Below are 25,298 nucleotides of genomic sequence, written 5' to 3' on the forward strand. Positions count from 1 at the left end.
GCCGTTGCAAAGGTGGTAAAACAGCTCCAGCGTTACAAGAAAAAGCGCAATACGCCCAGGCACGGACAGCAGCAGCGCCTGCGCGCTTCCGAACGCATCCTGGCCCGAGGCGCCGGCCATCAGCCAGGCTGCGAGGCCGAAGGCGCCGAGGCTCAGCGCCACGCCCGAAAGCCGGTGCCCGAACGACAGGACGGAGGTCAGCTGTGGCCGGTAGTTCTGCATGTTGGGTGATTTTGGACGGCGGTGAGACATGGCGCTTCCTTCGTGTCAGCCTTGCCGCTCGATCATTTTCTTCTTGATCTCGGCGATGCTGGTGGGGGCGCTGCCCTCGGTCTCGGCGCGGCTGATGCCGGATGTGGTGGCCGAGCTGCAGCGCGTCGCGCCGCATCTGTGGCTGAGCGTCGCCGACGGCGGCCACGGGTATCTGACCACGCTGCTGCGCGCGGGCGACCTCGACGTGGTGATCGGCGGGCTGGGCGCCCCCGAAACCATGCAGGAGCTGAGCCTCACCCAGCTTCACCTCGAGGATGTGGCGGTGGTGGTGCGCCCCGGGCATCCGATCCTCTCCGACCCCGGGCCTGACAGCGACGGCCCCGCTCTGCGCCGCATCGCCGAATATCCGGTGCTCTACCCGCCACGGGCCGCAGCGATCCATCCGCTGGTCGAGCGGCTGCTGCTGTCCCGCGGCATCGCGCCGCCGCCGCGGCGGATCGAGACCGTCTCGGGCGCCTTCGGTCGCGTCCATGTGCGGCAGAGCGATGCGGTGTGGTTCATCTCGGCCGGGGTGGTCGCGCGCGAGATCGCCGGCGGGCGGCTGGTGCGACTGCCGCTGGACACCGAGCTGACCAAGGGCCCGGTGGGGCTGATGACCCGCGCCGGCCAGCCCGAAATCAGCGCGCAGCTGCTGTTCCGGCAGGCGGTGATGCGGGTGGTGGCGCTGGGGTTCGTTCCCCCGGGCTAGGGCCCCGATCACGGCCAATCCGCGAAGGAGGTTGTGGCGGGGCGCGAGGCCGTGCTGTGGTTGCGGACCTGCTGGCGATAGGCCGAGGGCGACAGCCCGCTGTTGCGCTTGAAGAAATGGCTGAACTCGGCGCTGTCGTGAAAGCCCAGCAGATGCGCGATCTGCTGGACCGAGCGGCCCGAGCGCTCCAGCCAGTCCGCCGCCTCGCGCATCATCCGCCGGTGGACCAGTTGCAGCGGCGAGCGTTGCAGGTTGCGCCGGCAGATGCGGTGCAGGCGTTCATAGCTGACCCCCAGCAGTCCGGCATAGTTGCGGACCCCCAGCCGACTGCGGAAATGCAGCTCGACCAGCCGCCGGAACGCCTGCAGCACGTGGATTTCGTTGCCACGGCCGACCAGCCCGGGCTGGATGTCGCTGCCGCGCCAGATGTCCAGCAGAATCAGCCGCAGGCAGGCCAGCACAGCCATCTGCGCCCCGACAGCGCCGCGCGACAGCTCGTCCCCGATCCGTTCGGCCAGCAGGAACGGGTCGGGGGCGGTTGTCTCCGACAGGCCCGGCGCGATCAGCAGCTGCGTGCCGATGGGGACGAGAAACTCGGATTCCGCCCGCACCCCCACCGCCGCGGCCCACATCGAGGGCGCCATCCCCAGCAGCCAGCCGCCGCAGCCGGGGCCAAGCTGCAACAGCAGCGATTCCCCGGGCGGCAGGATCGCGGCGGCGGGCCCCTCGATCTGGCGGGCGGACTCGGCCGCCTCGATGCCGATTTCGCCGTGGTCCAGCAGCAACAGATGGGTGAAGGGCGCGTAGCTGCCGCGCCCCGGCCGAATCGCCGTGCGGCGCAGTGCCGCAGGCAGCGGTTCGGCCCGGACCAGCTGGTCCAGCCGGGCGGAAGCGGGGTTTTGGGGCGCAATCATGCCAGAAACTCACAATTAACTGCCATGAAACGACATTACGCGACGCCGGGCAACCCTGTAGCGTTGATGGGTCGGCACAGGCCGGACGCAATCACCCGGCGACAGGAGGGCGCAGATGACAGGATCGACGCAGACCCGCGCCCGGCCGGGGACGGGCGCCGCCATCGCCACGGCGGCCGAGTTCCAGCGCCTGGACCCCGCGACCGGGCTGGTCGCCTCGACCGCGCCCGCCTGCCGCCGGCGCGAGGCGGTGCTGGCCGCCAGCCGCGCCGCGCGCGCCCATGTCGACTGGTCCCGCACCCCGCCCGCCCGCCGGCGCGAGATCCTGACCCGCGCCGCCGAGCTGGTCGCGGCCTATGAGCCACGGCTTGCCGCCGCGATGCAGGCAGAGATCGGGGCGACGCCGCTGTGGGTACGGTTCAACCTGGATATCGGGCGCCAGCATCTGGAAAACGCCGCCGCGATGGTGACGCAGGCCAGCGGCACGGTGCAGCGCGATCCCCAGGGGCTGAGCTTCGCCTTTCGCGAACCGGTCGGCGTCTGCCTGGCGATGGCGCCGTGGAATGCGCCCTTCGTGCTGGGGATGCGGGCGGTCGCGACGGCGCTGGCCTGCGGCAACAGCGTGGTGCTGAAAGCCTCGGAGATCTGCCCGCAGACCCATCTGCTGATCGGGCGCATCCTTGCCGATGCGGGGCTTCCCGAGGGGGTGCTGAACATCGTCACCCATGCCCCCGAACACGCGCAGGAGGTGGTCGAGGCGCTGATCGCCCACCCGGCGGTGCGGCGCATCAACTTCACCGGCTCGACCCGCGTCGGGCGGCTGGTCGCCGAAATCGCCGCCCGGCATCTGAAACGCTGCCTGCTGGAACTGGGCGGCAAGGCGCCGCTGATCGTGCTGGAGGATGCGGACCTTCAGGCGGCGGCGGATGCCGCTGCCTGGGGCGCCTTCTTCAACCAGGGGCAGATCTGCATGGCCACCGACCGGATCGTGGTTCTGGACAGCGTGGCCGAGGATTTCATCGCGCTGCTGTCGGACCGCGCCCGGCGGCTGCGGGCGGGCGACCCGCGGCAGGAGAGTTGCGCGCTGGGGCCGCTGGTCAGCGGCAATGTCGCCGCGCGGCTGGCCGAGCTGCTGCGCGACGCGCAGGAACGCGGCGCGGTGCTGCGGGCGGGCGGGCCACCGCGCGGCAGCTTCATGGACGCCACCGTGGTGGACGGAGTGGCGCCGGGCATGGCGCTTTACGCCGAGGAATGTTTCGGCCCGATCGCCGGCATCTGCCGCGCCGCAACCGAGGCAGAGGCGATCGGCATCGCCAACGATACGCAATACGGGCTGTCGGCCGCGATCTTCAGCCGCGACACCGGGCGCGCGCTGCGGCTGGCACGGCAGCTGGAAACCGGCATCTGCCATATTAACGGCCCGACCCTGAACGACCGCCCAGACCAGCCCATCGGGGGCGTTAAGGACAGCGGCTACGGCCGGTTCGGCGGCGCCTCGGTGCTGGATGAGTTCACCGAACTGCGCTGGGTCACCCTGGCCGATGCCCCGTGCAGCTATCCGTTTCTGCAACAGCCGGCCAGCGAAGGACCCGACAGATGATGCTTTTCGGAAAGACGGTCGCCATCACCGGCGTGGCCAGCGGCATCGGCCGGCGCACGGCGGAACTGGCGACGCAGATGGGGGCCGATGTCATCGGCATCGACCGCAACCCGCCCGCGCAGGAAACCGGTGCGTTCCTGCAGGGAGACCTGTCCTCGGCCCAGGGCGTGCAGGCGCTGGCGCAGGCGCTGCCCGACGGCATCGACGCGCTGCTGAACATCGCGGGCGTGTCGGGCAATACCGGCGCGGCGCCGACGCTGGCCATCAATTTCTATGGGCTGCGGGCGCTGTCCCTGGCGCTGGCGCCGCGGATGCGGCCGGGCGGCGCCATCGTCAGCGTCGCCTCGATCGCGGGCTATGGCTGGCGGGGCAATCTTGACCGCGCCCGGGCGCTGGTCGGGGCGCAAGGCTTCCCCGACACCGCCCGGCTGGCCGCCGATCTGGGCGTCCCCGACGAGGCCGGCTATCCGGTCTCGAAAGAGGCGCTGATCCTGTGGACGCAGATGGCGGCTTTTCAGCCCGCCTTCCGCGACCGCGGCATCCGGGTGAACAGCGTGTCCCCCGGCCCGGTCGAGACCCCGATCCTGACCCAGTTCCGCGAGGTGCTGGGCGAGGCGCGGGTCAATAGCGACGTGACCCGAGTCGGCCGCGCCGGCACCCCGGGCGACATCGCGCCGGTGGTGCTGTTTCTGGCCTCGGACGGGGCGCGCTGGATCAACGGCGCCAATATCGCGGCGGATGGCGGGCTGGAAGCCTCGATCAACGCCGAAACCATGGGCTTCTGAACAGGACATGCAGATGGATACCCAGCTTCTGATCAACGGCGAACACCGCGCGGCCGCGGACGGGCGCAGCTATGACCGGCGCGACCCGGTGACCGGGGCCGTCGCCTCGACCGCCGCCGCGGCGGGGGATGCCGATGCGCTGGCGGCGGTCGCCGCCGCCCATGCCGCCTTTCCCGACTGGTCGCGCACGTCGCCCCAGGACCGCCGCGCCCTGCTGCTGAAGGCCGCCGCGGCGATGGAGGCGCGGATGGACGACTTCATCGCCGCCGCCATGGCCGAAACCGGCGCCACCGGCCCCTGGATCGGCTTCAACGTGACGCTGGCCGCCGGCATCCTGCGCGAGGCCGCCAGCATCGTCACCCAGGCGGGGGGCGAGATCATCCCCTCGAACAAGCCCGGCTGCCTGTCGATGGCGGTGGCGCGCCCGCACGGGGTGTGCCTGGGCATTGCGCCGTGGAACGCGCCGGTGATCCTGGGCACCCGCGCGGTGGCGGTGCCGGTGGCGCTGGGCAATACCGCGGTGCTGAAATCCTCGGAAATGTGCCCGGAAACCCACCGGCTGATCGGGCAATGTTTCGTCGATGCCGGGTTCCCGCCGGGCGTGGTCAACGTGATCTCGAACGCGCCCGAGGATGCCGGCGCCATCGTCGAGACGTTGATCCGCGCGCCCGAGGTGCGGCACGTGAACTTCACCGGCTCGACCCGCGTGGGGCGGATCATCGGGCGGCTGGCGGGCGAGAACCTCAAGCCCGCGCTACTGGAACTGGGCGGCAAGGCGCCCTTCGTGGTGCTGGAGGATGCCGACATCGACGCGGCGGTGAATGCCGCGATCTTCGGCTGCTACATGAACCAGGGCCAGATCTGCATGTCGACCGAGCGGATGATCGTGGTCGACAGCGTGGCCGACGAATTCGCCCGCAAGTTCGCGGAACGCGCGGCGGCGCTGCCGGCCGGCGATCCGCGCGGGCAGGTGGTGCTGGGGGCGCTGTGCCTGCCCGGCGCCGCCGACCGGATGGAAGAACTGATCGCCGACGCCACCGCCAAGGGCGGCCGGGTGCTGGCCGGCGGCAGCCGCGACGGCGCCGTGGTCGCCGCGACGGTGATCGACGGGGTGACGCCGGAGATGCGCATCCATTCCGAGGAAAGCTTCGGCCCGGTCAAGCCCATCATCCGCGTGCGCGACGAGGCCGAGGCGCTGCGTGTCGCCAACGACAGCGACTATGGCCTGTCCTCGGCAGTGTTCAGCCGCGACATCAGCCGCGCCATGGGTTTTGCCGAGCGGCTGGAAACCGGCATCTGCCACATCAACGGCCCCACCGTGAACGACGAGCCGCAGGCCCCGTTCGGCGGGGTCAAGGCCTCCGGGTATGGCCGTTTCGGCGGCCGGGCCGGCATCGCCGAGTTCACCCAGCTGCGCTGGGTCACCATCGAGGACCCCGCCCAGCCTTATCCGTTCTGATCGCCCCCAAGCGCGGCCCGCGCACCCGGGCCGCCGCCCCATCCGTCCAGGGAGGAACCATGTTCACCAGACGCAGCTTCATGCAGGGCAGCGCCGCCCTGCTTGGCGCGCTGTCCGCCGCCGGTGCGGCCGTTGCCACGCCAGCGGCGGCGCCGATCACCATCGACAGCGCCGAGACCCCGTTCTTCGCCCCCGGGCCGCGGCATCTGCGGCTGGCGGGCAGCCAGCTTGACCGTTTCCGGCAGTTGCGCGCCCTGCTTGCCGATCCGGCGGCGCTGCGGCTCGAGCTTCATCTCGATGCCGCGGCCGAGGTGCTGCTGGACACCGCGCTGAATGCCCAGGGCCGCGCGGTCCTGCGCCGTACCCGCCGCGGTGCCATCGAACGCCTGACCATCCAGAGCAGCTGAGGACACCATGTTCGACCCCAGACTGACCCCCGCGCTGGCGCTTGTGCTGGCAGCGGGCGGGACCGCCCTTGCCGACACGCCCCGGCTGGATGCGCAGCGGATGTTCCCCTCGGGCGAGATCGCCTTTCAGAAGATCTGCGCCCGCTGCCACACCGGGCGCGAGGATGCGGTCGGCCCCGACCTGACCGCCAACGACTATGACGCCGACACCATCCGCCATTTCGCCCGCCACGGCTCGGGCCCGATGCCGACCTTTACCGAATCGATGGTGGACGCCGCGTCGCTGGACGAGATCGCCGCCCATCTCGCCGCAACCCGCAAGGAGGCCCAGGAATGACCACGCAGCTTGACATCACCCTGACCCCGGACGGGGTGACGCTCGAACGCTTCATGCAGGCGCTGGCCAGGTTTCAGGCGGTGGTCGGCCCCGACAACGTGCTGACCGGCGAGGACCGGCTGACGCCCTATCGCAAGACCATGATGCCGGTGGCGGACGAGGATTACGCCATGTCGGCGGTGCTGCAACCGACCGGCGTCGAGCAGGTGCAAGAGATCGTGCGCATCTGCAACGACTTCGGGGTGCCGGTCTGGCCAACCTCGACCGGGCGCAATTTCGGCTATGGCACCTATGCGCACGGCAATGCGCGGGGGCATCGCCATCAGGTGGTGATCGACTTCCGCCACATGAACCGGATCCTGGCGGTGGACGCCGAACTCGGCACCGCCCTGCTGGAACCCGGCGTCACCTATCAGCAGCTGGTGGATTACCTGGAAGAAAACGACATCCCGCTGTGGGTGTCCTGCCCGGCGCCCTCGGCCATCGCCTCGCCGGTGGGCAACACGCTGGACCGCGGCGTCGGCTATACCCCCTACGGCGAGCATTTCATGATGCAATGCGGGATGGAGGTGGTGCTGCCGAACGGCGATCTGCTGCGCACCGCCATGGGCGGCGTCGAGGGCTCGAACAGCTGGCAGGTGTTCAAATGGGGCTACGGCCCCTATCTGGACGGCATCTTCACCCAGTCGAACTACGGTATCGTCACCAAGATGGGGCTGTGGCTGATGCCGAAGCCGCCGGCCTACAAGCCCTTCTACATCCGGTTCAGGGATGACGACGACATTGCTGAGATCGTCGACATGATGCGGCCGCTGCGCATGGCCAACATCATCCCCAACGCCGTGGTCTTTGCCCATGCGCTGTGGGAAGCCCCGGCGGTGATCCCGCGGTCGAAATACTATGACGGTCCGGGCGCCATGCCGCAGGCCGACATCGAGCGCATGAAAGAGGCCGAGGGCTTCGGCGCCTGGAACGTCTATGCCGCGCTTTACGGCACCCCCGAGCAGATCGAGGTGAACTGGAAGATCGTCACCGATGCGGTGCGCGCGCTCGGCAAGGGCGAGATCTTCACGCAGGAGGACATGGCCGGCACCGAGCCCTTTGAATACCGCGCCGCGCTGATGCGGGGCGGCATGAATCTGCAGGAGTTCGGGCTTTACCGCTGGCGCGGTGGCGGCGGCTCGATGTGGTTTGCGCCGGTGACGGTCGCCAAGGGCTCGGAAACGCTGAAGCAGACCCGGATGGCCATGGAGATCCTGAACCGCTGGGGCTTTGACTATTGCGGCGAATATATCGTCGGCATGCGCGACATGCATCACGTCATCGATCTGCTGTTCGACAAGACCGACCCCGAGGATACCAGCAACGCCCACGCCTGCATGACCGAGCTGATCGAGACCTTTCGCCAGCACGGCTATGCGGTCTACCGCACCAACAACGCCTTCATGGATCAGGTGGCAGAATGCTACGGGCCGGTGCAGCGGCGGGTGAACCAGACCCTGAAACGGGCGCTGGACCCCAAGGGGATCATCGCGCCCGGCAAGTCGGGGATCACCGTCTGAAAACGCACTCCGGCCCCCCTGCCGACCGGGATCGCGCCCGAAATCCCGCCGCGTCCTGTCCTTGGCGGCGCGATGCCCTATGCCATGTGCATGATCGTGGTGTCGTGCGCTTTCCTCTGGATCGCGGCGGCATCGGCGGACCGAGGTTGAAGGGCGTAATGCGACGGCTGTCTTTCTTTACCGGCATGATGTCGGGCCTGTTCGAAAGGGTGCCGCGGCGCGGTGCGGCCCGCAGGGGCCGCGCCTCGGGCGACGGGATCACCGAGTTGGCGCTGGCGCTGGCGCTGCTGTCGGCGCAGGGCGAGGTCTCGGGGACGCGGCTGGCGCGCGAGATCCTGGACGAATACAGCGGGCTGGACCGCGACGGGCAACTGGGGTTCTTCGGCTGCATGGCCGGGACGCTGGACGTGGATCCGGCGGCGATCATCGCCGCGGCTGCCCGCGTGCGAACCATGCTGTTCGAGGCGGCCGCGACGCTTCTGGGGCGTGTCCGCTTCATGTCGCCCTTGAAAGCCTGGGGACTGCGCATCGCCAAGAGAACATGCATGAAGAAGGCAATCGTCGCCGTGGCACGCAAGCTGGCGACGATGCTGCTCGCGATGTGGAAGTCCGGAACTGCGTTCTGGGCGACGAAGCGTGAGCCAGCCTCGGCGCAGGACCTCGCCGCGGCATGAGGAACCGACATAACCCGAGAGCAACACGCGCACCTCCCTGACACGGAACCACACGCGCAATGAGATCCACCTCCGGGTGGGTGCGTCCCGAGCAGGGACGGAGGACGGGACGGGCTCGTATCTACCCATGTCGCTGAAAAGCACGAGGTAAAGCTCGGAGCCGCCCGCCTCACCATAGTCCGCATCTCGTGGCGGCATGCCGACCACGGACAGAAGTAAGGACCTGCTCGATGGATGATTGACCAAACCCGCCCGATCACAGAAGGGCAGATGATCGGCATACTTGGCTCGCCAGCACATGGGCGAGCAGGCCGGGGCCGGAACGGCCCCGCTCGATCGGGCGCGACGGCAGCGGGGCCTGGATGAACCGCTCACAGCAGGCGCAGGTCAGTCGGGGACGGACGATGCGGTTCACGATGAAGCGCCCGGGGACATACTCCAGCTCTTCGTTCGGCACGGCCCTCGGACCGGTGGCGGGCTCGTGCCTCACCGTCTTCCCCGATCCGGCGCAGGTGCCCGCCGCAATCGGCACAGGCATCGGCGCCGGGCATCAGTTCCACCTCCATCCTTGATGGCCAGATCGATCTCGTCGAGCGCTCGCCGGGCATGCGACAGGAACCTCTTGCCGGCATCGGTCAATGTCACTCCTCGCTTGTGGCAGATGAAGAGCGCGGCGCCGGTCTCGTCCTCCAGATCGCGGATGCGCCGGCTGATCGCGGATTCCCGCACGCCGAGTCCCCCCGCGGCTGCGCTGAAGCTGCCATGCTCCACCGCCGCGACGACCTAGCGGAGGCGGCGCAGTTCAATCAACATTTTGCCGGATCGCTGTTGCATCAGTCCAGCCTCCTTTCTCTGAAGATACGACCTCCTACTGAGAACCCTTAAACCGACATGCAAACGTATTTGATCTCGAGGTAATCCTCGATTCCGTAATGGCTGCCCTCGCGGCCAAGGCCGGATTGCTTGACGCCGCCGAAGGGCGCCAGTTCGGTCGAGATCAGGCCGGTGTTCACCCCGACCATGCCGACCTCCAGCGCCTCGGCCACGCGCCAGACGCGGGACAGGTCGCGGGCATAGAAATAGCCCGCCAGTCCGAACTCGCTGGCATTGGCCAGATCAATAACTTCGTCCTCGGTCTCGAAGCGCCAGATCGGGGCGACGGGGCCGAAAGTTTCCTCGCGGGCGATCTTCATCGCAGGGGTCATGCCGGACAGCACGGTCGGCTGGAAGAACGTGCCGCCAAGCGCATGCCGTGTGCCGCCGGTGGCGACGGTTGCGCCATGGGCGCGGGCATTGGCGACGTGATCCTCGACCTTGGCCAACGCCGCCGCGTTGATCAGCGGGCCGGTGGTCACGCCATCCGCCATGCCGTCGCCGACCTTCAGCGCCGCGACCGTCGCCGCCAGCTTTTCGACAAAGGCGTCATGTACGCCCGCCTGCACATAGATGCGATTGGCGCAGACGCAGGTCTGGCCGGCATTGCGGAACTTGGCGGCCATGGCGCCCTCGACTGCCGCATCCAGATCGGCGTCGTCGAAGACGATAAAGGGCGCGTTGCCGCCCAGTTCCAGCGACAGCTTCTTGATCGTGTCCGCCCCCTGCCGCATCAGGATCTTGCCGACGCGGGTCGAGCCGGTGAAGGTAATCTTGGCCACGCGCGGATCGGCGCAAAGCTCGGCCCCCATGCCGGCGGCATCAAGCCCGGGCACGATGTTCAGCACCCCGGCCGGGATGCCGGCACGGTCGGCCAGCACGCCAAGCGCCAGCGCCGACAGCGGCGTGAGCTCCGAGGGCCGGGCCACCATGGTGCAGCCCGCCGCCAGCGCCGGGGCGATCTTGCGCGCCAGCATGGCATTGGGGAAGTTCCAGGGCGTGATCGCACCGACCACGCCCACCGGCTGCTTCAGCACGATGATGCGCTTGTCGGGCATATGGCCGGGAATGGTGTCGCCATAGACGCGCTTGGCCTCTTCGGCGAACCATTCGACATAGGATGCGCCATAGGCGATCTCGCCCCGTGCCTCGGCCAGGGGCTTGCCCATCTCGGCGGTCAGGATGAGGGCGAGATCCTCCTGGTTGGCCATGATCAGGTCGTGCCAGCGGCGCAGGATAGCGGCCCGGTCCTTTCCGGTGCGCGCCGCCCAGGGCTTTTGCGCGCCGTGGGCGGCGTCGATGGCGGCGCGGATGCCCTCGACGCCCAGATCGGCGACCTCGGCCAGTTCCGCGCCGGTGGCGGGGTTGGTCACGGTGAAAACCCGGTCACCCGGCACAAATGCGCCACCGATAAGGGCGCTGCCGGTTAGCAGCGAAGGATCGTTCAGGTCAAGCATTTCGGTTTCCGCTGTTGGCCGGTGAGGGGCGCGATTCGGTGGGGTGATTGGGTCATGCCTTGGGAAAGACATGCGCATCCTGCGGCTGCCAGCGCACATGCAGCTTGTCCCCCCGGCCGACGCTGCCCATCATCGGATGGCCGAAGTTCAGCCGGATATACAGCGGGTCCCCCCAGCCGGTGCGGGCGGTGACGGCGCTGTTGTTGCCCAGGAAGGTCACGTCCTCGACCGTGACGGGCAGCGAGGCGCCTTGCGGGCCGGCAGCGTCCGACAGGTCGATCCGTTCCGGGCGCAGCATCAGTTCGGCCTTGCCGCCCCGCGCGCCCGCGCCGTGCATCGGCACATCGGCCAGGTGGGTGCCGTCGTTAAAGCGCAGCGTGGCCCGGCCGTCCTTCACCTCGGCCAGTTCTCCGGTCAGGAAGGCGCTGTCGCCGATGAAATCGGCCACGAAATGCGTGGCGGGGCTGGCATAAAGCTCGGGTCCGGTGCCGACCTGCTCGATCCTGCCGCGGTTGAAGACGGCGATCCGGTCGGACAGGCGCAGCGCCTCTTCCTGGTCGTGGGTGACATAGAGGATGGTCACGCCGGTCTGCTGGTGGATGCGGCGGATCTCATACTGGATTTCCTCGCGCAGCTTCTTGTCCAGCGCCGACAGCGGCTCGTCCATCAGCAGCACCGGCGGATCGTAGACCAGCGCACGGGCCAGGGCGACGCGCTGCTGCTGGCCGCCGGACATGTTGGCGGGCATCCGCTCCTCGAAACCGTCCAGGCGCACCAGCGACAGGGCGCGTTTCACCTTGGCGGCGATCTCGGCTTGCGGCGCGCGGCGCACGCGCAGGGGAAAGGCCACGTTTTCGCCCACCGAAAGATGCGGGAACAGCGTGTAGCGCTGAAAGACCATGCCGATGTTGCGCTTGTGCGAGGGCGTTTGCAGGATGGACTTGCCGCGCAGCCTGATGTCGCCCGCTGTCGGATCCTGGAAACCGGCCAGGATGTAGAGCGTCGTCGACTTGCCCGAGCCCGAGGGGCCGAGGAAGGTCATGAACTCGCCTTCGCCGATTTCCAGCTCGACATGGTCGGTGGCAACGACGTCTCCGAAGGTCTTGCGAATTCCGTTGATGTGCAGATAAGGGCTGGTCATCGGGATTTGCCTTTGCGGATCAGGGCGGCCGCGATCATCAGGACCACGGTCAGAAGGACGAGAAGGGTCGAGGCGGCGGCGATCACCGGCGTCAGGTCCTGGCGCAGCGTGGTCCAGACCTTGACCGGCAGGGTCTGCAGCGTGGGCGAGGCCATGAAGATCGCCAGCACCACCTCGTCCCACGAAATCAGGAACGAGAAGATCGCGGCCGAGAACAGGCCGTGGCTGATGGCGGGCAGGGTGACGCGGAAGCGCGCCTCCCACGGGTTGGCGCCGCAGAGGATCGCGGCATCCTCGATCGCGGGGTCGAAGGTCTCCAGCGCCCCCGAGATGGTGATGATCGCGAAGGGCAGGGCGACGATCAGATGCGCGATGACGAAGCCCACCAGCGTGCCGTTCAGCCCCAGCCGCAGGAAGGCGGCGTAAAGCGCGACGGCGATGATGACCACCGGCAGGACCATCGGGGTCAGGAAGAAGCCGCGCAGCACCGCCCGCCCGCGGAACCGGCCCCGCACCAGCGCCAGCGAGGCCAGCAGGCCGATGGCGACGGACAGCACCATGACGATGGCGGCGATCTTGGCCGAGGTGAAGGCGGCCTGCAGCCAGCGCGGATCGGCGAAAAGATCGCCATACCATTTCAGCGTCCATCCCGGTGGCGGAAAGATCAGCCAGCGGGAATTGCCGAAGGACAGTGCGACGATGAACAGGATCGGCAGCAGCAGGAACAGCGCCATCAGCGCGCAGATGCCGGACAGGATCCAGCGCCAGGCACCCAGCTTGTCGAAATTCATCAGCATCAGCGGGCCTTTCCTTCGAACAGGCGCAGCTGCAGGGCATAAAGCGCCAGGGTGACGACCAGCAGGATGAAGGCGGCGGCGCCTCCCATGCCCCAGTTCAAGAGGCTCTGCACCTGCTGCACGATCAGCTCGGCCAGCATCATGTTGGCGGTCCCGCCAAGCAGCGAGGGGGTGACGAAATAGCCCAGCGACATGACGAAGACCATCAACGCCCCGGAGGCGATGCCGGGCGTGGCCAGGGGCAGCAGCACCCGGCGCAGCGCCTGGCTCTTGGTCGCGCCGCAGAGCGCGGCGGCTTGCAGGATTGCCGGGTCGATCTTCTTGATGACGCCGTAGAGCGGCAGGATCATGAAGGGCAGCATGATATAGACCATGCCGATGGTGACGCCCACCAGGTTGTTGGTCAGCTGGATCGGCTGGTCGATGATGCCGGTGGCCATCAGCATCCGGTTGACCAGCCCGGTCTGCTGCAGAAGCACCATCCAGGCGTATGTCCGCGCCAGCAGGTTGGTCCACATCGACAGCAGGATGACGGCGAAGATCACCCCGGCCATGCGAGGCGGCATGATCGCCAGCGCCCATGCGACCGGAAAGGCGATCAGCGCGGTGATCAGGGTCACGAGGCCCGAAACCAGGAAGGTGTTGAAGAAGATCCTCAGATAGGTGGCCGAGCCGAGCAGGGTCTCGTAATTCTGCAGGCCCGGCACCGGTTCGGTGACCGAACGGCTCAGAAGCGCCGCGACCGGGATCACGAAGAACGCAAGAAGCAGCAGCAGGGCGGGCATGGCCATGCCAAGCCCCGATCCCCGCCGGGCGGGTGTCAGGAAGGACAGCATCGGTCACCTCAGCAGAAAGGGACGGGGTGGCGCAGCCCGCGACGGCGGACTGCGGCGGGGCGACGGATCACTCGGCCTGCCATGCATACCAGCGGTTGCCGATCTCGTCGCGATGCTCGGCCCAATAGGCCATGTCGGCGTTGATCTGGTTGGCGGTCTGCGCGTCGGGCAGGGTGGCGCGCAGTTCGGCCTCCATCAGCGTCGGCGAGTCGAGATTGATCGGCGCATAGCCGGTCTTGGTTGCGAAATCCGCCTGCGCCTTGGCGCTGGTCGCCTCGGCGATGAAGGCCATCGCGGCCTCCTTGTTCTTGGCGCCCTTGGGCACGACAAGGGCATCGGCTGCGGTGATGTTGTCCTGCCAGCTGATGCCGACTGGCATCCCGTCCGCCTGCAGCGCGGCCAGGCGGCCGTTCCAGAACAGCCCGATCGGCGCCTCGCCCGAGGCCAGAAGCTGTTGGCTTTGCGCGCCGCCTTCCCACCAGATGATGCTGGATTTGATCGTGTCCAGCTTCTTGAAGGCGCGATCCAGGTCCAGCGGATACAGCTGGTCGGCCGGCACCCCGTCAGCCAGCAGCGCCGCCTCGATGACGCCGGGGGCAGACCACTTGTAGAAGGTGCGCTTGCCGGGGAATTTCGCGGTGTCGAACAGGTCGGCCATGGTTGCGGGCTGGGCGTCGCCCGAGAAGTTCGCCGGATTGAAGCCGATCACGAAGGAATAATAGAACGACCCCACCGCGTAATCCGACACGAAGCGCGGATCCAGCTTGGCCTTGTCGATGACGTTGAAGTCGAGCGGCTCGAGCAGCCCGGCCTTTCCGGCCTGAAGCGCCCAGTCGAATTCGGTGTCGACGACATCCCAGGCGACAGCGCCGGCCTCGACCATGGCCTTGATCTTGCCGTAATCGGTCGGCCCGTCCTGAAGCACGGCTGTGCCGGCCTTTTCGGTAAAGGGCGCGGCCCAGAACTCCGTCTGCGCATCCTGTGTGGTGCCGCCCCAGGAGGTAAAGACCATCTGCTGGGCGTTGGCTGCACTGGCCGCAACCGCGAATGCGACTGCAAGAACCGTTTTTATTTGCATTGTTTCTCCTCCACTCTTGGTGTTTGCGGCGCTATTCGCCGTTTGTCTGGTTTGTTCAGCGCATGACGAAGGGATCCGGGATAGGATCGTCCGAAGTCCGCAGCCAGACCGTCTTGACGGTGGTGTAGTCCAGCGCCGCTGCCAACCCGCCCTCGCGTCCATGCCCGGACAGCCCATGCCCACCAAAGGGCGCGACGGGGGAAACGGCGCGATAGGTATTGACCCAGACGATGCCGGCGCGGATGCCGCGGATCATCCGGTGCGCCCGCGTCAGGTTGCGGGTGAAGACGCCCGAGGCCAGGCCATAAGGTGTTGCGTTGGCGATGCGCAGCGCGTCTTCCTCAGTGTCGAAACCGACCACCGAAAGCACCGGGCCGAACAGTTCCTCGGTCACGCAAGGCGCATCGGGCGTCCCGCTGCAATCCAGGATCGTGGGCGGGTAATAGAAACCATCGCCCTGCGGCGCCTGGCCGCCGGTGACCAGCGTCGCCCCGGCGGCGACCGAGGCCGCGACGATCTCTTCGATCCGGGCGCGCTGGCGCAGGGTGCAGAGAGGTCCGACCTCGGTCGCCATGTCGCCCGGGGTGCCGATGCGGACGGCTTCGGCTTTGGCTGTCAGTCGCGCCAGCACCTCGTCCCGGACGCTGTTCTGCACCAGAAGGCGCGATCCCGCGACGCAGCTTTGGCCCGTCGCGGCGAAAATCCCCGCCACCTGCGCATTGACCGCGCTGTCCAGATCGGCGTCGTCGAAGACGATGAAGGGCGACTTGCCGCCCAACTCCAGCGAGGTGCGCGACAGGTTCTCGGCCGAAGCGCGCACGATATGGCGCGCGGTTTCCGGCCCGCCGGTGAAGGCGATATGGGCGATCAGCGGATGGGTCGTCAGCGCCTTGCCCGCCTCGGGTCCGCCAGTCAGGATATTGACGGCGCCGGGTGGGAAACCCGCCTGATCGACCAGCCGGGCGAATTCCAGCAGCGGCGCGGGGCCGTCCTCGCTGGCCTTCAGCACCACCGTGCAGCCGGCGGCCAGCGCCGGACCCAGCTTGACCGCCGACAGGAACAGCTGGCTGTTCCAGGGCACGATCGCGGCCACGACGCCGACGGGTTCGCGCCGCAGCCAGACCTCCATGTCGGGCTTGTCGATGGGCAGATGCGCGCCCTCGATCTTGTCCGCGAGACCGGCATAGTAACGATAATACTCGGCAACATAGGCGATCTGGGCGCTGGTCTCGCGGATGATTTTCCCCGTATCGCGGGTTTCCAGTTGGGCCAGGCGCGGGGCCGCCTCGGCCACCAGATCGGCCAGCCGCAGCAGCAACTTGCCGCGTGCGGTGGCGGTCAGCCCCGCCCATTCCGGCGCGTGAAAGGCGCGATGTGCGGCGCGCACGGCGCGATCCACATCCGCCGCGCCGGCATCGGGCATCGCAGCCCAGGGCGCGCCGGTGGCCGGGTCGAAGCTGTCGAAGGTCCCGCCCGTGTCCTCGAACGTGCCGTCGATATATTGCTGAAACCGATCCATCACGCGAAGGCCGGCATGACGTCGCCAAGGAAGCGTTCCAGCGAAGCGCGCTTGCGCTCGAAGCTCATCCCGCTGTCGATCCAGAAGCTGAACTCGTCATAGCCAAGCGCCTCGTAGGATTTGATACGCTCGATGACCTCTGGCGCTTCGCCGACGATCTGGTTCTTGCGCATTGCCTCGGGCGAATAGAAGGGGTGCTTTGCGGCCTCGGAGGGGGTGATCGTCTCGATCAGGCCCATCGAAATCGGCTTCTCGTTTTTGAACCAGGCACCGAAATAGTTGTAGAACATGTTCAGCTCTTCGGCGCCGCGCTGCGCATCCTCCTCGCTGTCGGCGACATAGGTATGGCGCAGGACCATGATCTTCGGGCGGGGCCGGCCGGAATGCTTTTCGCAGGCGGCGTTGAAACGCTCCATCAGGCTGACGACTTCCTCGTCGCCCTGATGCAGGGGCGTGACCTGGACGTTGCAGCCGTGCTCCACGGCGAACTCATGGCTGTTTGGATCGCGCGCCGCGACCCAGATCGGCGGATGCGGTTGCTGCACCGGCAAGGGCGAGGATGTGGTCCTGGGAAATTGCCAGAATTCGCCCTGATGCTCGTAATCGCCCTGCCACAGCTTCTGGATCGCGGGGATCAGCTCGCGCATGCGCTGGCCCGCGCCCCAGGCGTCGAGGCCGGGCACCATGCGCTCATATTCGAAACTATAGGCGCCGCGGGCGATGCCCAGGTCCAGCCGGCCCCCGGTGATGAGGTCGGTCATCGCTGCCTCGCCCGCCAGCCGGATCGGGTGCCAGAAGGGCGCGATGACGGTGCCGGTCCCAAGACGCACGTTCTTCGTCTGCCGGGCGATATCGACCAGGTTCAGGAACGGGTTCGGCGAGATGGTGAAGTTCATCCCGTGATGCTCGCCCGTCCAAATGGCATGCATCCCGCCCTCGTCGGCGATACGGCAAAGCTCCAGCATCTCTTCGTAGAGCTTTTTCTGATCCTCTTCCGGCGAGACCCGTTCCATATGGATGAAGAGTGAGAATTTCATGCCCCTGCTCCCTGTTTGTGCGTGACCTGACCTTCGATATGCGATCCGAAATAGACGCCGTAATTGCCAAGCCGTGATTCCGCCGCCAGCCGGTCCAGCATCGAGCGCGTCGCCGGATCGCTGACGGATTCCAGGTGTTCCGGTTCCAGCGGGACAAAGCGTCCCTGCCGCGCATCGGTCGAGGTCGCCGGGCAGCGGAAGGCGATGTGCTGGCGGCCGGGCGCCGCGCTGTCGTAGATGGCATAGATCTCGCCCGGCGCGGCGTCGGGGGCGGTCTCGCGCAAAAGCTGCGTCAAGGCGGCCTGCACACCCTCGCGCCCGACCCGAGCCTCGGGCAGCGCAAGCCCGCCCTGGCCGTCGTCGACCAGCAGGACTTCGCCCCACGCCTCGACGATGGCGGCAATCATCACGTCGGGGCCGGTCGGCAGCTGCGCAGCGGTCTGCGCGGGCGTGATATAGGCGCCGCGGTAATATCCCAGGCCGGGCTCCTGCGAGGCGGTGAAGCCCTTGATCTCGCCGATCAGGATGGCGTGGTCGCCCGCCTCGACCAGCTGCGAAAGCCGGCAGTCGAACCAGGCCGAGACCTCCGAGAGCACCGGCGATCCTGCCGGGCCAGCAGTCCATTCCACCGTGGCGAAGCGATCTTCGACGGGACGGGCAAAGGTCCCCGACACGTCTTTCTGGCTTTCCGCCAGCACATTGATCGCAAAATGGCCCGCGTTCGCGAAATGCTGGAAGTTGCGCGAGGTCCTGGCGATCGAAACCAGCAGAAGCGGGGGATCCAGCGACACGGAAGAGAAGGAATTGGCGGTGAATCCCAGCGGCATGCCATCAGCGCTTGTCGTGGTCACGACCGTCACGCCGGTCATGAAGCAGCCGAAGGCGTCGCGCAGCGCGCGCGGATCGAATGGCGTCATGTTGGTTTCGTCCCATCTGAGCCAGTTTGTCAGGGCATCGTTCACGATGTAGGGCGCCGTCATGTTCACCATGTGGCGGTGCCCGGCGACGATCAGCGCGCGGCCCAAGGGGATCGCATCGGCCATCTCATGGCTCATCTGCGCGCTGGAGTTGCGGTCACCGTCACCGGTCAGCACAAGCGTCGGGCAGGCGATTTCAGCCAGTCGGTCGGCATAGACCGCATCGCCCTCGGCAAAGGCGCGATAGGCGGTGGCGTACCTCTGCGGGTCGATACCGTCCAGCCAGTGCGCCACCTTGTTGCGGATGGCGACCTGATTGGGGCCGAACCAGCGGATCAGCGGCGCTTCGTTGTCACCTTCGCCGCGGGCGATCTCGTCGGCGCGGGCCAGGACGGCGGCGCGAGCCTCGGGCGAGCGGCGGTGGACCGCGTTCAGCAGGGCCAGCCGCCGGACGAGGTCGGGACGCTCGACCGCCAGGCCCGCCGAAACCAGCGCGCCCATGGAGTGGCCTGCAAGATTGACCGGCTCAAGTCCCAGCGCCTCGACCAGTCGCGCCGCCCAGGCGACGAAATCGGGCAGGCGTGCATCCGCCGGCAGCGGGGACGAAGCGCCATGCCCCGGCATGTCCACCGCGATGACATGGTGATGCGCCGAAAGCGCAGCCATCTGTGGCTCCCAGGCCTCGGCCCGCATGCCGACGCCGTGGATCAGCAGCAAGGGCTCACCGCGCCCGGCCTCGATCAGCCGGACGGTGGCGCCGTCAGACAGCGGCAGGGTTCGAGACATCATGGCCCAGATCCTTCAGGTCCTGATAGCGGTCTCCGATGCGGTGATGCGGGCGTCCGCCGATCGAGGCGCCAAGCGCGACGACGATCTCGTCGGCGGCCGGGGCATCCGGGATCGCGAACTGGATCGTCAGATAGTGCGAGCGGCGACCCTCGTCGTTCTTGTCCATCAGCGGGATCATGATCGGGGCGTTCGCCGGGCCGCGGGTGTTGGTGAAGGCCAGGTAGGACTTCGCCCCCACCGCGCTGCGGTAGTGGTTGCCGAAGCGCAGCGTGTGGATCAGCGCGCTGGCATGCTCGATATCGCCATCGAGGCCGACCACCGCAGCCTTGCCATAGGCTTCGACCTTGCTGCCACCGCCGGCGGCCTCGATCACCATATTCGTCAGCAGTTCGCCCAGGATCGGGGCGACTGCGTGGATTTCCGGCTTGAGGTCGTCGACATAGCCCCGCCCCGCCCAGGGGTTCTTCAGCACGGCGGCCGCAGTGATCAGCTTCAACGGCTGCGGCGCCGCACGACCACCTTCGATCAGCGTGGTCTCGATATTCAGCAAGGTCTTGCGGATTTCCGCTGTCATGGCAGCCCCCAAAGCGATTCGATGACCGGAAGATGGTATACCAACATGCTATCTGTCAATATGAGATTGTATTGGCATTTCAACTGCGCTAATCTGGCGCCATGACAAACGAACAACATGCCAGCCTGCGCATCGAGCACATTCCCCAGACGCTTCGCGAACTTGCGGTGGAGCGCTTGCGGGCCGCGATCATGTCGGGGCGCTTCCCTTCCGGTTACCGGCTCGTCGAACGGACGCTGGTCGATCAACTGGGTGTCTCGCGATCCGTCATCCGCGAGGCGATCCGCTATCTGGAGGCCGAGGGCCTGGTCGAGATCCAGCCCCGGCAAGGACCGATCGTCGCCACCCTCGACTGGGACAAGGCCCGGCAGATCTATGACATCCGTCTCCGGCTGGAGGCGGCGGCGGCGGCGGATTGCGCCAGGCTCCTCGACACGTCTGCCCGTGCCGATCTGCAGACCGCGCTTCAGCGCCTCAAGGAGGCCTTTCTATCCGACGATCCCCAGGTGCTCTACGATGCGACGACGCGGTTCTACGAGGTCATTTTCGTCACCGCCGGGCATCACATCGCCTGGGAGATCGTCCAGCGCCTCAATGGGCGCATTTCGCGGCTTCGGGCGCTGACGCTGGCCTCGACCGACCGGCATGTATCGGGCCAGGCCCGGATGCAGCGCATTGCCGAGGCCATTTTCGCGCAAGACCCGGACCGGGCAGGCGAAGCCGTGCGCGAGCACCTGACCGAAGCCGCGGAAATCGCAAGCAAGCTGCTGCATGTGGCCAATGAGGGCGCTCGAAGGACGGGGCAATGAGTGCATATTGGATCGCCCATGTGACTGTTCACGACCCGGTGGCCTATGCTGGGTATCAAGCGCTGGCTCCCAAGGCTTTCTCGAAGTTCGGTGCAGAGTTCCTGGCTCGCGGCGGCGCATCCGAGACCTTGGAAGGTCCCGTCCTCCAGCGCCATGTGGTGATCCGGTTTCCCGACCTGGTCCGTGCCCGCGCCTGCTTTCATTCCCCGGAATATCAGGAAGCCCGTGCTCGCCGGGACGGCGCATGCGAGGCGCATGTCGTGATCGTGGAAGGCGTTTCGGACTCGTCGTCCTGATGCAGGTCGGCTGGGAAGCCGGCGAATGATCAAGCGAGAAGGGATATCGCGATGGCTGAAGACCAGGAACTGTTCGACAAGGGCCTGCCGATCCGGCGCGAGGTGCTGGGCGCGGACTATGTCGATGGTTCGATGGAGAAAGCGGACGACTTCATGATGTCGTTCCAGCGGGCAACCACGGCTTGGGCCTGGGGCTGGGCTTGGGGCGATCCAACCCTGGACCGCAAGACGCGCAGCCTGCTGAACCTTGCCATGCTGACCGCGCTTGGCCGCACTCCCGAGATCAAGCTGCATGTGCGGGGGGCGCTGAACAACGGCGTCACCGTGGACGAGATCCGCGCTACGTTGCTGCATGCTACCGCTTATTGCGGCATTCCGGCAGGCCTTGACGCTTTCAAGGCCGCGCATGAGGTTCTGGTGGCTGAAGGGGGCGTTTCCAAGCCGGAGGTAGGCGAGTGATTCGAGATATCACCATTGTGCCTTCCCGACTTGTTCATTCCCGGAACACTCTTTGTCGGCTTCCGAGGGTGATGCGCAACCGGCTAGGGTGCGTCGAGTGTTGACCATCCCGGCGCGCCCATCGAGACCACCACGAGATGAGCTAGCAGCGAGCGTATTCGCTGATCAGGCAGATGGTTCATCGGTTTGGGACCGCCAACTCCTGACTGACGACGCCGATCTGCCCGCTTTCCCGGGGTCTGTGATCGCGGTCGACCGTTGGCGGTTTTCGGGACTGGAGAACCAACATTGTGGCGGTCGCTATGCAACCGATCATAAGACGAGGCTTTTCATAAGGCTGAGAAATGACCATCCCATCGAGACCACTGCCGCGAGGGCGGGGCTGAGCCGGGCAATGGGCCATCGGATCTCAGGACCGCATTCCTGCCCTGATGCGCGAACGCCGCCCCGAAGGGCGGCGTCCGGTTCTACCTTGGCGTCAGCCCCCTGAGCCGTTCCGAGCGCCTGCGCAGCAGCTCGACGGTGGTGAGCAGCGCGATGGAGAAGATGACCAGCAGCGTGGCGACGGCGAGGATGGCGGGCGAGATCTGCTCGCGGATGCCGTTCCACATCTGCCGCGGGATGGTCTGCTGGTCCGGCCCGGCGATGAACAGCACCGCCACCACCTCGTCAAAGGAGGTCACGAAGGCGAAGAGCGCGCCCGAGATCACCCCCGGCAGGATCAGGGGCATGGTGATGCGGAAGAAGGTGTTGCGCGGGTTCGCCCCCAGGCTCGCCGCCGCCCGGTTCAGCGACTGGTCGAAGCCGATCAGCGTCGCCGTCACCATGATGATGACGAAGGGAATGCCCAGCGTGGCATGGGCCAGGATCACCCCCAGGTAGGTGCCGGCCAGCTTGCCGCATTCCGGGTTCAGCCCGATCCAGGCCAGCGGCGCGCAGGGGTTCGAGTAGAAGAAGAACATCCCCGTCGCGGTGATGATGATCGGCACGATCATCGGCGAGATCAGCATGGCCATGATCGCCCGGCGCCAGGGCATCTCGGGCCGCGACAGCCCCAGCGCCGCCAGCGTGCCCAGCACCGTGGCGAGGATGGTCGAGAAGAAGCCGATGATGATCGACGATTTCGCCGCGTTCACCCATTTCGCGTTCTGCCAGGCATCCGCCCACCAGCTGAGCCCGCGCGGCGCGTCCGGGTTGGCCATGCCGAAGGTCAGCAGGCTGTCGTACCAGCGCAGCGAATAGCCCTCGGGGTCGAAGGACAGGGGCGCCACGTTCTAAGACGGCGAACGACTGATCCGTGAAACCGACCGGGGTGGAGACCCACTTGACACCCATAAGACGAACCGCACGGGGCCGACGGTTATACGTTCTCCTGTCCGGCCTCTGGTAATCGCTGTGAGAGGTGTGAGCACTTCGAAAACGGCGTTTCCAAAAAAGAGAACAATGGGTTACGCTAAGCGGCGAGATTGGGAATTTCCCGTTCGACCAATCGCAAGTATCGTTGGTTGCGCGACCGGGAACGGAACCTACGCCAGAGCACGCCAAACTACGATCTGATGCGACAAGCATACTCCCTGAATATGCAGGTTCAAATCGGGTATGCTTCGCCGTGATCGATCGTGCAGGCCCTGAAGGGGCTTTTGCGCGTTGCTCCTTTCCGTTAGTTCGCCGTCTTGTGACTATCGGAAGACATATAATGAAATCAAGATGTTCCACTCTCACGGCGCGCAGGATTGCAGACTATTGCGACCTGAGGCTTGCCCCGCTACTCGCCCCCGAAGAGGTGCGTTCCTTGCGAGAATGTCTCGCGGACCTGCTTGAGCGAAACGAATATCCGCCCTATCGGGACGGAGGACTGGATCTCCATGCACTGGCGGGGCAACTGGGGATGGATCCCTCGCGTCTGGCGCACGTCCGCGACAGTCTACAGCCCATCTTCGATGCTGTCGCCAGAGCGGTTGCAGAGTATCGGCTGCGCCCTGAGCCGAAACCCAGGCCGAAACGAGTGTCGGCAGCGGGACCTGCAGATGTCGCCAGAAAGGTGGCAGCTTCCCCTTCGCGATCGTCCCTTGCGCGAAAGGGCAAACGACCCGGACGACAGCCGAAGCCCGTCGTCGAGTTTCCGGAGCCGCTGGAAACCACATGGGAAGAGCCGGACAGCTTCGGCGAGGCTCTGCGTTTGCATGCCGCACGTCATGGCGAAACCGTCTATCATCTCTACAATGCCGTGGTGAGGCCTGAAGATGGTGTGCATCGCAGCACCTTGATCACATGGGGCAGGGGCGTGAAAGCGCCACGGTCCGCCATTAGCCTCGAGATCCTTCAGCGGATCGAACGGCGTTACCGGTTGCCGGCAGGCTACTTCGCCGGCAAGGTGGGTGGCACCCATCGGGCCCCGGGTGACTTCGAGCTGAGCGAAATAGCCCCCGCCGAGCGGCGTCGGCTTGCCTGGCATCTGCCGGATGACTTTAACCGGCGGCCGCGCCGCGAGCAGGCTGAGATTGTCGACTGGGTTCGGAATGTCGTCATCAGCGGTTCGACCGATTACCGGCGGTATCAGACGGCAATGATGCGCCAGCGTTATGCTGTTCGCTTTACCTGCGCTTCCGGGCCGCGCCGCAAGTCCTCGATTGCCACGGCGGAAGGTGAGTCCGGCATCATCAACGCGCCCAAGCGGCTGAACGATGAGATGGCGGAAATCCTGCGCTTCAAGACCTCGACCTTTGCCGCTTTCGGTTTGCAGCGGAACGGGGTCTGGGGTGAGGAGACCGCCTCGCAGAAGGTCGAGCACTTCGGTCTCTGGTTCGGTGCTTTTGCCGCTCCGCCGGAAAGCGAGGTCCAGGGCTTCGGCGTGGACCCCAGGCTCCTGACTTTCGCGATGATGATCTTCCCGCAGGTCTGGGACTGGTACCTGCAATGGCGCGAGCGGCGCAGGGGGTTCTACACCAAGTGGGAGATCGACTTGCTGTCGATCGCCGCGGCGTTCTGCCGGGAGGAGACCGGGTGGCTGCGCCAGACGCCACGCATGGCAGCCAACCTGCTAGAGATCGAGGGGCTGATCTCGGAACAGGACATCACCGAAACGCGTGCCGACTGGGGCGGGGCTTGCGACCGGATGTACAAGCACGCCCGGCGCCGCATCAAGGAGATCGACCGGGTGGCGCGCATCCATCGCGATCCGTTCGAGCCGATCCTGCCGGTGCTGGAAGCGCCGAGTCCGGTCGGCGAGTATCGCAAGATCACCGAGGAGATCCTGCGCCGGATGCCGGATGAGAGACATCATCCGCGGTCGACCGCAGAAGCTGTCCGCGCCTTCCTGCTGCTGCGCATCGGCCTTCATACTGGTTTGCGCCAGAAGAACCTGCGCGAGCTTCTGCTCTGTAGACGGGGCGATTTGCCGACGGCCGAGCGTCGGCTTGAGGACATGAAGCGTGGCGAATTGCGCTGGAGCACACGCGATCAGGGCTGGGAGATCCTGATCCCTTCGGTGGCGTTCAAGAATGCCAATTCCTCGTTCTTCGGTGCCAAGCCGTTCCGGCTGATCCTGCCCGATCTCGGCAGGCTCTACGAGACGATCGAGGCCTGGATCGACCGGCATCGGGCGCGCCTGATCGGGTCGGCCGCCGACCCCGGCACCTTCTTCGTCAAGACGGCGAAGATGACCAGCACCAATGCCGCCTATTGCCAGAACACCTTCTACGAGGCTTGGCGCACGGCGATCCAGCGCTACGGCATCTACAATCCCTGGACCGGGAAGGGGGCAATCAAGGGACTGCTGCCCCACGGCCCGCACAATGTCCGTGACGTATTGGCGACGCATATCCTGAAGCAGACTGGCTCCTACGAACAGGCGAGCTACGCCATCCAGGACACCGCGGAGATGGTTGCGCAGCACTACGGGCGGTTCCTGCCGCAGGACAAGGCAGAGATAGCGGCAAGGATCCTCAACCAAGTCTGGGAAGCAGCGTAGAGCAGAGTTCTGGGCCGAGGCCTGCGCCTCGGTCCAGACAGAAGGGC

Annotated in this window: 26 protein-coding genes; 12 read left to right on the plus strand and 14 right to left on the minus strand. The window is 66.6% G+C overall.

Annotated elements, in window-relative coordinates:
• Window positions 1-252: succinate dehydrogenase, cytochrome b556 subunit (sdhC, locus tag IT40_RS19495; RefSeq protein WP_036758824.1), on the minus strand; the 252-nt coding region annotated here is incomplete at its 3' end.
• On the opposite strand from sdhC, the gene IT40_RS19500 reads away from it, so the two are divergent.
• On the plus strand, window positions 251-961 hold the full coding sequence (locus tag IT40_RS19500; protein ID WP_084197292.1) for a LysR substrate-binding domain-containing protein: 711 nt from the start codon (window positions 251-253) through the stop codon (window positions 959-961). The genes sdhC and IT40_RS19500 overlap by 2 nt on opposite strands.
• An 8-nt stretch (window positions 962-969) precedes the next feature.
• Here IT40_RS19500 and IT40_RS19505 read toward each other — a convergent pair whose 3' ends face one another.
• Window positions 970-1,875, minus strand: coding sequence for a helix-turn-helix transcriptional regulator (locus tag IT40_RS19505; protein ID WP_052096163.1), 906 nt, complete (start codon window positions 1,873-1,875; stop codon window positions 970-972).
• 115 nt (window positions 1,876-1,990) lie between these two features.
• On the opposite strand from IT40_RS19505, the gene IT40_RS19510 reads away from it, so the two are divergent.
• The 7 genes from IT40_RS19510 (at window position 1,991) to IT40_RS30185 (ending at window position 8,699) form a co-directional block, all read left to right on the plus strand.
• The gene (locus IT40_RS19510) at window positions 1,991-3,475 is read left to right on the plus strand and encodes an aldehyde dehydrogenase (protein ID WP_052096164.1); all 1,485 of its coding nucleotides are present in this window, start codon (window positions 1,991-1,993) and stop codon (window positions 3,473-3,475) included.
• Complete coding sequence (locus IT40_RS19515; RefSeq protein ID WP_208021437.1) at window positions 3,472-4,260, plus strand: coniferyl-alcohol dehydrogenase; 789 nt, start codon at window positions 3,472-3,474, stop codon at window positions 4,258-4,260. Before IT40_RS19510 ends, IT40_RS19515 begins: the two co-directional genes overlap by 4 nt.
• Window positions 4,261-4,273: 13 nt before the next feature.
• Complete coding sequence (locus tag IT40_RS19520; RefSeq protein ID WP_036758834.1) at window positions 4,274-5,719, plus strand: aldehyde dehydrogenase; 1,446 nt, start codon at window positions 4,274-4,276, stop codon at window positions 5,717-5,719.
• Between the two features lie 59 nt (window positions 5,720-5,778).
• Complete coding sequence (locus tag IT40_RS19525; RefSeq protein WP_036758733.1) at window positions 5,779-6,126, plus strand: hypothetical protein; 348 nt, start codon at window positions 5,779-5,781, stop codon at window positions 6,124-6,126.
• A gap of 7 nt (window positions 6,127-6,133) precedes the next feature.
• A complete protein-coding gene (locus IT40_RS19530) occupies window positions 6,134-6,463 on the plus strand; it encodes a c-type cytochrome (protein ID WP_036758736.1) in 330 nt (109 codons plus the stop codon).
• Window positions 6,460-8,025 carry an FAD-binding oxidoreductase gene (locus IT40_RS19535; RefSeq protein WP_036758739.1) on the plus strand — a complete coding sequence of 522 codons (1,566 nt, stop codon included), beginning with the start codon at window positions 6,460-6,462 and terminating at the stop codon, window positions 8,023-8,025. Before IT40_RS19530 ends, IT40_RS19535 begins: the two co-directional genes overlap by 4 nt.
• A 158-nt stretch (window positions 8,026-8,183) precedes the next feature.
• On the plus strand, window positions 8,184-8,699 hold the full coding sequence (locus IT40_RS30185; protein ID WP_036758741.1) for a hypothetical protein: 516 nt from the start codon (window positions 8,184-8,186) through the stop codon (window positions 8,697-8,699).
• A 256-nt stretch (window positions 8,700-8,955) separates the two neighbouring features.
• On the opposite strand, the gene IT40_RS30190 is transcribed toward IT40_RS30185, so the two are convergent.
• From IT40_RS30190 to IT40_RS19590, 11 genes are all read right to left on the minus strand, one after another.
• Window positions 8,956-9,237 (minus strand): IS66 family transposase zinc-finger binding domain-containing protein, encoded by a 282-nt coding sequence (locus IT40_RS30190; protein ID WP_420874800.1) that lies wholly within the window; start codon window positions 9,235-9,237, stop codon window positions 8,956-8,958.
• A complete protein-coding gene (locus tag IT40_RS30195; protein WP_275600378.1) occupies window positions 9,186-9,470 on the minus strand; it encodes a LysR family transcriptional regulator in 285 nt (94 codons plus the stop codon). Before IT40_RS30195 ends, IT40_RS30190 begins: the two co-directional genes overlap by 52 nt.
• A gap of 110 nt (window positions 9,471-9,580) precedes the next feature.
• Window positions 9,581-11,029, minus strand: a complete 1,449-nt coding sequence (locus IT40_RS19550) for an NAD-dependent succinate-semialdehyde dehydrogenase (protein ID WP_036758747.1) — start codon at window positions 11,027-11,029, stop codon at window positions 9,581-9,583.
• Window positions 11,030-11,081: 52 nt separating this feature from the next.
• Entirely contained in the window at window positions 11,082-12,170 is a 1,089-nt protein-coding gene (locus IT40_RS19555; RefSeq protein WP_036758750.1) for an ABC transporter ATP-binding protein, read from the minus strand.
• Window positions 12,167-12,967 carry an ABC transporter permease gene (locus IT40_RS19560; RefSeq protein WP_036758752.1) on the minus strand — a complete coding sequence of 267 codons (801 nt, stop codon included), beginning with the start codon at window positions 12,965-12,967 and terminating at the stop codon, window positions 12,167-12,169. Before IT40_RS19560 ends, IT40_RS19555 begins: the two co-directional genes overlap by 4 nt.
• Window positions 12,967-13,758 carry an ABC transporter permease gene (locus tag IT40_RS19565; protein WP_208021405.1) on the minus strand — a complete coding sequence of 264 codons (792 nt, stop codon included), beginning with the start codon at window positions 13,756-13,758 and terminating at the stop codon, window positions 12,967-12,969. Before IT40_RS19565 ends, IT40_RS19560 begins: the two co-directional genes overlap by 1 nt.
• A gap of 112 nt (window positions 13,759-13,870) precedes the next feature.
• Window positions 13,871-14,881, minus strand: coding sequence for an ABC transporter substrate-binding protein (locus IT40_RS19570; protein WP_036758759.1), 1,011 nt, complete (start codon window positions 14,879-14,881; stop codon window positions 13,871-13,873).
• 55 nt (window positions 14,882-14,936) lie between these two features.
• Complete coding sequence (locus IT40_RS19575; protein WP_036758763.1) at window positions 14,937-16,400, minus strand: aldehyde dehydrogenase; 1,464 nt, start codon at window positions 16,398-16,400, stop codon at window positions 14,937-14,939.
• The gene (locus IT40_RS19580) at window positions 16,400-17,437 is read right to left on the minus strand and encodes an LLM class flavin-dependent oxidoreductase (protein WP_036758766.1); all 1,038 of its coding nucleotides are present in this window, start codon (window positions 17,435-17,437) and stop codon (window positions 16,400-16,402) included. Before IT40_RS19580 ends, IT40_RS19575 begins: the two co-directional genes overlap by 1 nt.
• Window positions 17,434-19,143, minus strand: a complete 1,710-nt coding sequence (locus IT40_RS19585; protein ID WP_036758769.1) for an alpha/beta fold hydrolase — start codon at window positions 19,141-19,143, stop codon at window positions 17,434-17,436. The genes IT40_RS19580 and IT40_RS19585 overlap by 4 nt, the downstream gene beginning before the upstream one ends.
• On the minus strand, window positions 19,115-19,717 hold the full coding sequence (locus IT40_RS19590; protein WP_036758772.1) for an amino acid synthesis family protein: 603 nt from the start codon (window positions 19,715-19,717) through the stop codon (window positions 19,115-19,117). The genes IT40_RS19585 and IT40_RS19590 overlap by 29 nt, the downstream gene beginning before the upstream one ends.
• Window positions 19,718-19,818: 101 nt before the next feature.
• On the opposite strand from IT40_RS19590, the gene IT40_RS19595 reads away from it, so the two are divergent.
• The 3 genes from IT40_RS19595 to IT40_RS19605 are packed head-to-tail and all read left to right on the plus strand — an operon-like array spanning window position 19,819 to window position 21,281.
• Window positions 19,819-20,526: a GntR family transcriptional regulator gene (locus IT40_RS19595; RefSeq protein ID WP_036758774.1), complete on the plus strand. Its 708-nt coding sequence runs from the start codon at window positions 19,819-19,821 to the stop codon at window positions 20,524-20,526.
• Window positions 20,523-20,822: a DUF1330 domain-containing protein gene (locus tag IT40_RS19600; RefSeq protein WP_036758777.1), complete on the plus strand. Its 300-nt coding sequence runs from the start codon at window positions 20,523-20,525 to the stop codon at window positions 20,820-20,822. The genes IT40_RS19595 and IT40_RS19600 overlap by 4 nt, the downstream gene beginning before the upstream one ends.
• A 51-nt stretch (window positions 20,823-20,873) precedes the next feature.
• A complete protein-coding gene (locus tag IT40_RS19605) occupies window positions 20,874-21,281 on the plus strand; it encodes a carboxymuconolactone decarboxylase family protein (RefSeq protein ID WP_036758779.1) in 408 nt (135 codons plus the stop codon).
• A 467-nt stretch (window positions 21,282-21,748) separates the two neighbouring features.
• On the opposite strand, the gene IT40_RS19610 is transcribed toward IT40_RS19605, so the two are convergent.
• Window positions 21,749-22,552 carry an ABC transporter permease gene (locus IT40_RS19610; protein WP_243700288.1) on the minus strand — a complete coding sequence of 268 codons (804 nt, stop codon included), beginning with the start codon at window positions 22,550-22,552 and terminating at the stop codon, window positions 21,749-21,751.
• Window positions 22,553-22,977: 425 nt separating this feature from the next.
• Between IT40_RS19610 and IT40_RS19615 the strand changes: the two genes are divergently transcribed.
• A complete protein-coding gene (locus IT40_RS19615; RefSeq protein ID WP_036758782.1) occupies window positions 22,978-25,251 on the plus strand; it encodes a hypothetical protein in 2,274 nt (757 codons plus the stop codon).
• The last annotated feature ends 47 nt before the right edge of the window (window positions 25,252-25,298 follow it).

It is taken from the genome of Paracoccus versutus, from assembly GCF_000763885.1.
Taxonomy (GTDB): Bacteria; Pseudomonadota; Alphaproteobacteria; order Rhodobacterales; family Rhodobacteraceae; genus Paracoccus; species Paracoccus versutus.

Excerpts from the sequence above, each read along its gene's own strand:
- IT40_RS19500 (WP_084197292.1), top strand. The coding sequence starts at position 251 with ATGGCGCTTCCTTCGTGTCAGCCTTGCCGCTCGATCATTTTCTTCTTG.
- IT40_RS19505 (WP_052096163.1), bottom strand. The coding sequence starts at position 1,875 with ATGATTGCGCCCCAAAACCCCGCTTCCGCCCGGCTGGACCAGCTGGTC.
- IT40_RS19510 (WP_052096164.1), top strand. The coding sequence starts at position 1,991 with ATGACAGGATCGACGCAGACCCGCGCCCGGCCGGGGACGGGCGCCGCC.
- IT40_RS19515 (WP_208021437.1), top strand. The coding sequence starts at position 3,472 with ATGATGCTTTTCGGAAAGACGGTCGCCATCACCGGCGTGGCCAGCGGC.
- IT40_RS19520 (WP_036758834.1), top strand. The coding sequence starts at position 4,274 with ATGGATACCCAGCTTCTGATCAACGGCGAACACCGCGCGGCCGCGGAC.
- IT40_RS19525 (WP_036758733.1), top strand. The coding sequence starts at position 5,779 with ATGTTCACCAGACGCAGCTTCATGCAGGGCAGCGCCGCCCTGCTTGGC.
- IT40_RS19530 (WP_036758736.1), top strand. The coding sequence starts at position 6,134 with ATGTTCGACCCCAGACTGACCCCCGCGCTGGCGCTTGTGCTGGCAGCG.
- IT40_RS19535 (WP_036758739.1), top strand. The coding sequence starts at position 6,460 with ATGACCACGCAGCTTGACATCACCCTGACCCCGGACGGGGTGACGCTC.
- IT40_RS30185 (WP_036758741.1), top strand. The coding sequence starts at position 8,184 with ATGCGACGGCTGTCTTTCTTTACCGGCATGATGTCGGGCCTGTTCGAA.
- IT40_RS30190 (WP_420874800.1), bottom strand. The coding sequence starts at position 9,237 with ATGCCTGTGCCGATTGCGGCGGGCACCTGCGCCGGATCGGGGAAGACG.
- IT40_RS19550 (WP_036758747.1), bottom strand. The coding sequence starts at position 11,029 with ATGCTTGACCTGAACGATCCTTCGCTGCTAACCGGCAGCGCCCTTATC.
- IT40_RS19555 (WP_036758750.1), bottom strand. The coding sequence starts at position 12,170 with ATGACCAGCCCTTATCTGCACATCAACGGAATTCGCAAGACCTTCGGA.
- IT40_RS19560 (WP_036758752.1), bottom strand. The coding sequence starts at position 12,967 with ATGCTGATGAATTTCGACAAGCTGGGTGCCTGGCGCTGGATCCTGTCC.
- IT40_RS19565 (WP_208021405.1), bottom strand. The coding sequence starts at position 13,758 with ATGGCCATGCCCGCCCTGCTGCTGCTTCTTGCGTTCTTCGTGATCCCG.
- IT40_RS19570 (WP_036758759.1), bottom strand. The coding sequence starts at position 14,881 with ATGCAAATAAAAACGGTTCTTGCAGTCGCATTCGCGGTTGCGGCCAGT.
- IT40_RS19575 (WP_036758763.1), bottom strand. The coding sequence starts at position 16,400 with ATGGATCGGTTTCAGCAATATATCGACGGCACGTTCGAGGACACGGGC.
- IT40_RS19580 (WP_036758766.1), bottom strand. The coding sequence starts at position 17,437 with ATGAAATTCTCACTCTTCATCCATATGGAACGGGTCTCGCCGGAAGAG.
- IT40_RS19585 (WP_036758769.1), bottom strand. The coding sequence starts at position 19,143 with ATGATGTCTCGAACCCTGCCGCTGTCTGACGGCGCCACCGTCCGGCTG.
- IT40_RS19590 (WP_036758772.1), bottom strand. The coding sequence starts at position 19,717 with ATGACAGCGGAAATCCGCAAGACCTTGCTGAATATCGAGACCACGCTG.
- IT40_RS19595 (WP_036758774.1), top strand. The coding sequence starts at position 19,819 with ATGACAAACGAACAACATGCCAGCCTGCGCATCGAGCACATTCCCCAG.
- IT40_RS19600 (WP_036758777.1), top strand. The coding sequence starts at position 20,523 with ATGAGTGCATATTGGATCGCCCATGTGACTGTTCACGACCCGGTGGCC.
- IT40_RS19605 (WP_036758779.1), top strand. The coding sequence starts at position 20,874 with ATGGCTGAAGACCAGGAACTGTTCGACAAGGGCCTGCCGATCCGGCGC.
- IT40_RS19615 (WP_036758782.1), top strand. The coding sequence starts at position 22,978 with ATGAAATCAAGATGTTCCACTCTCACGGCGCGCAGGATTGCAGACTAT.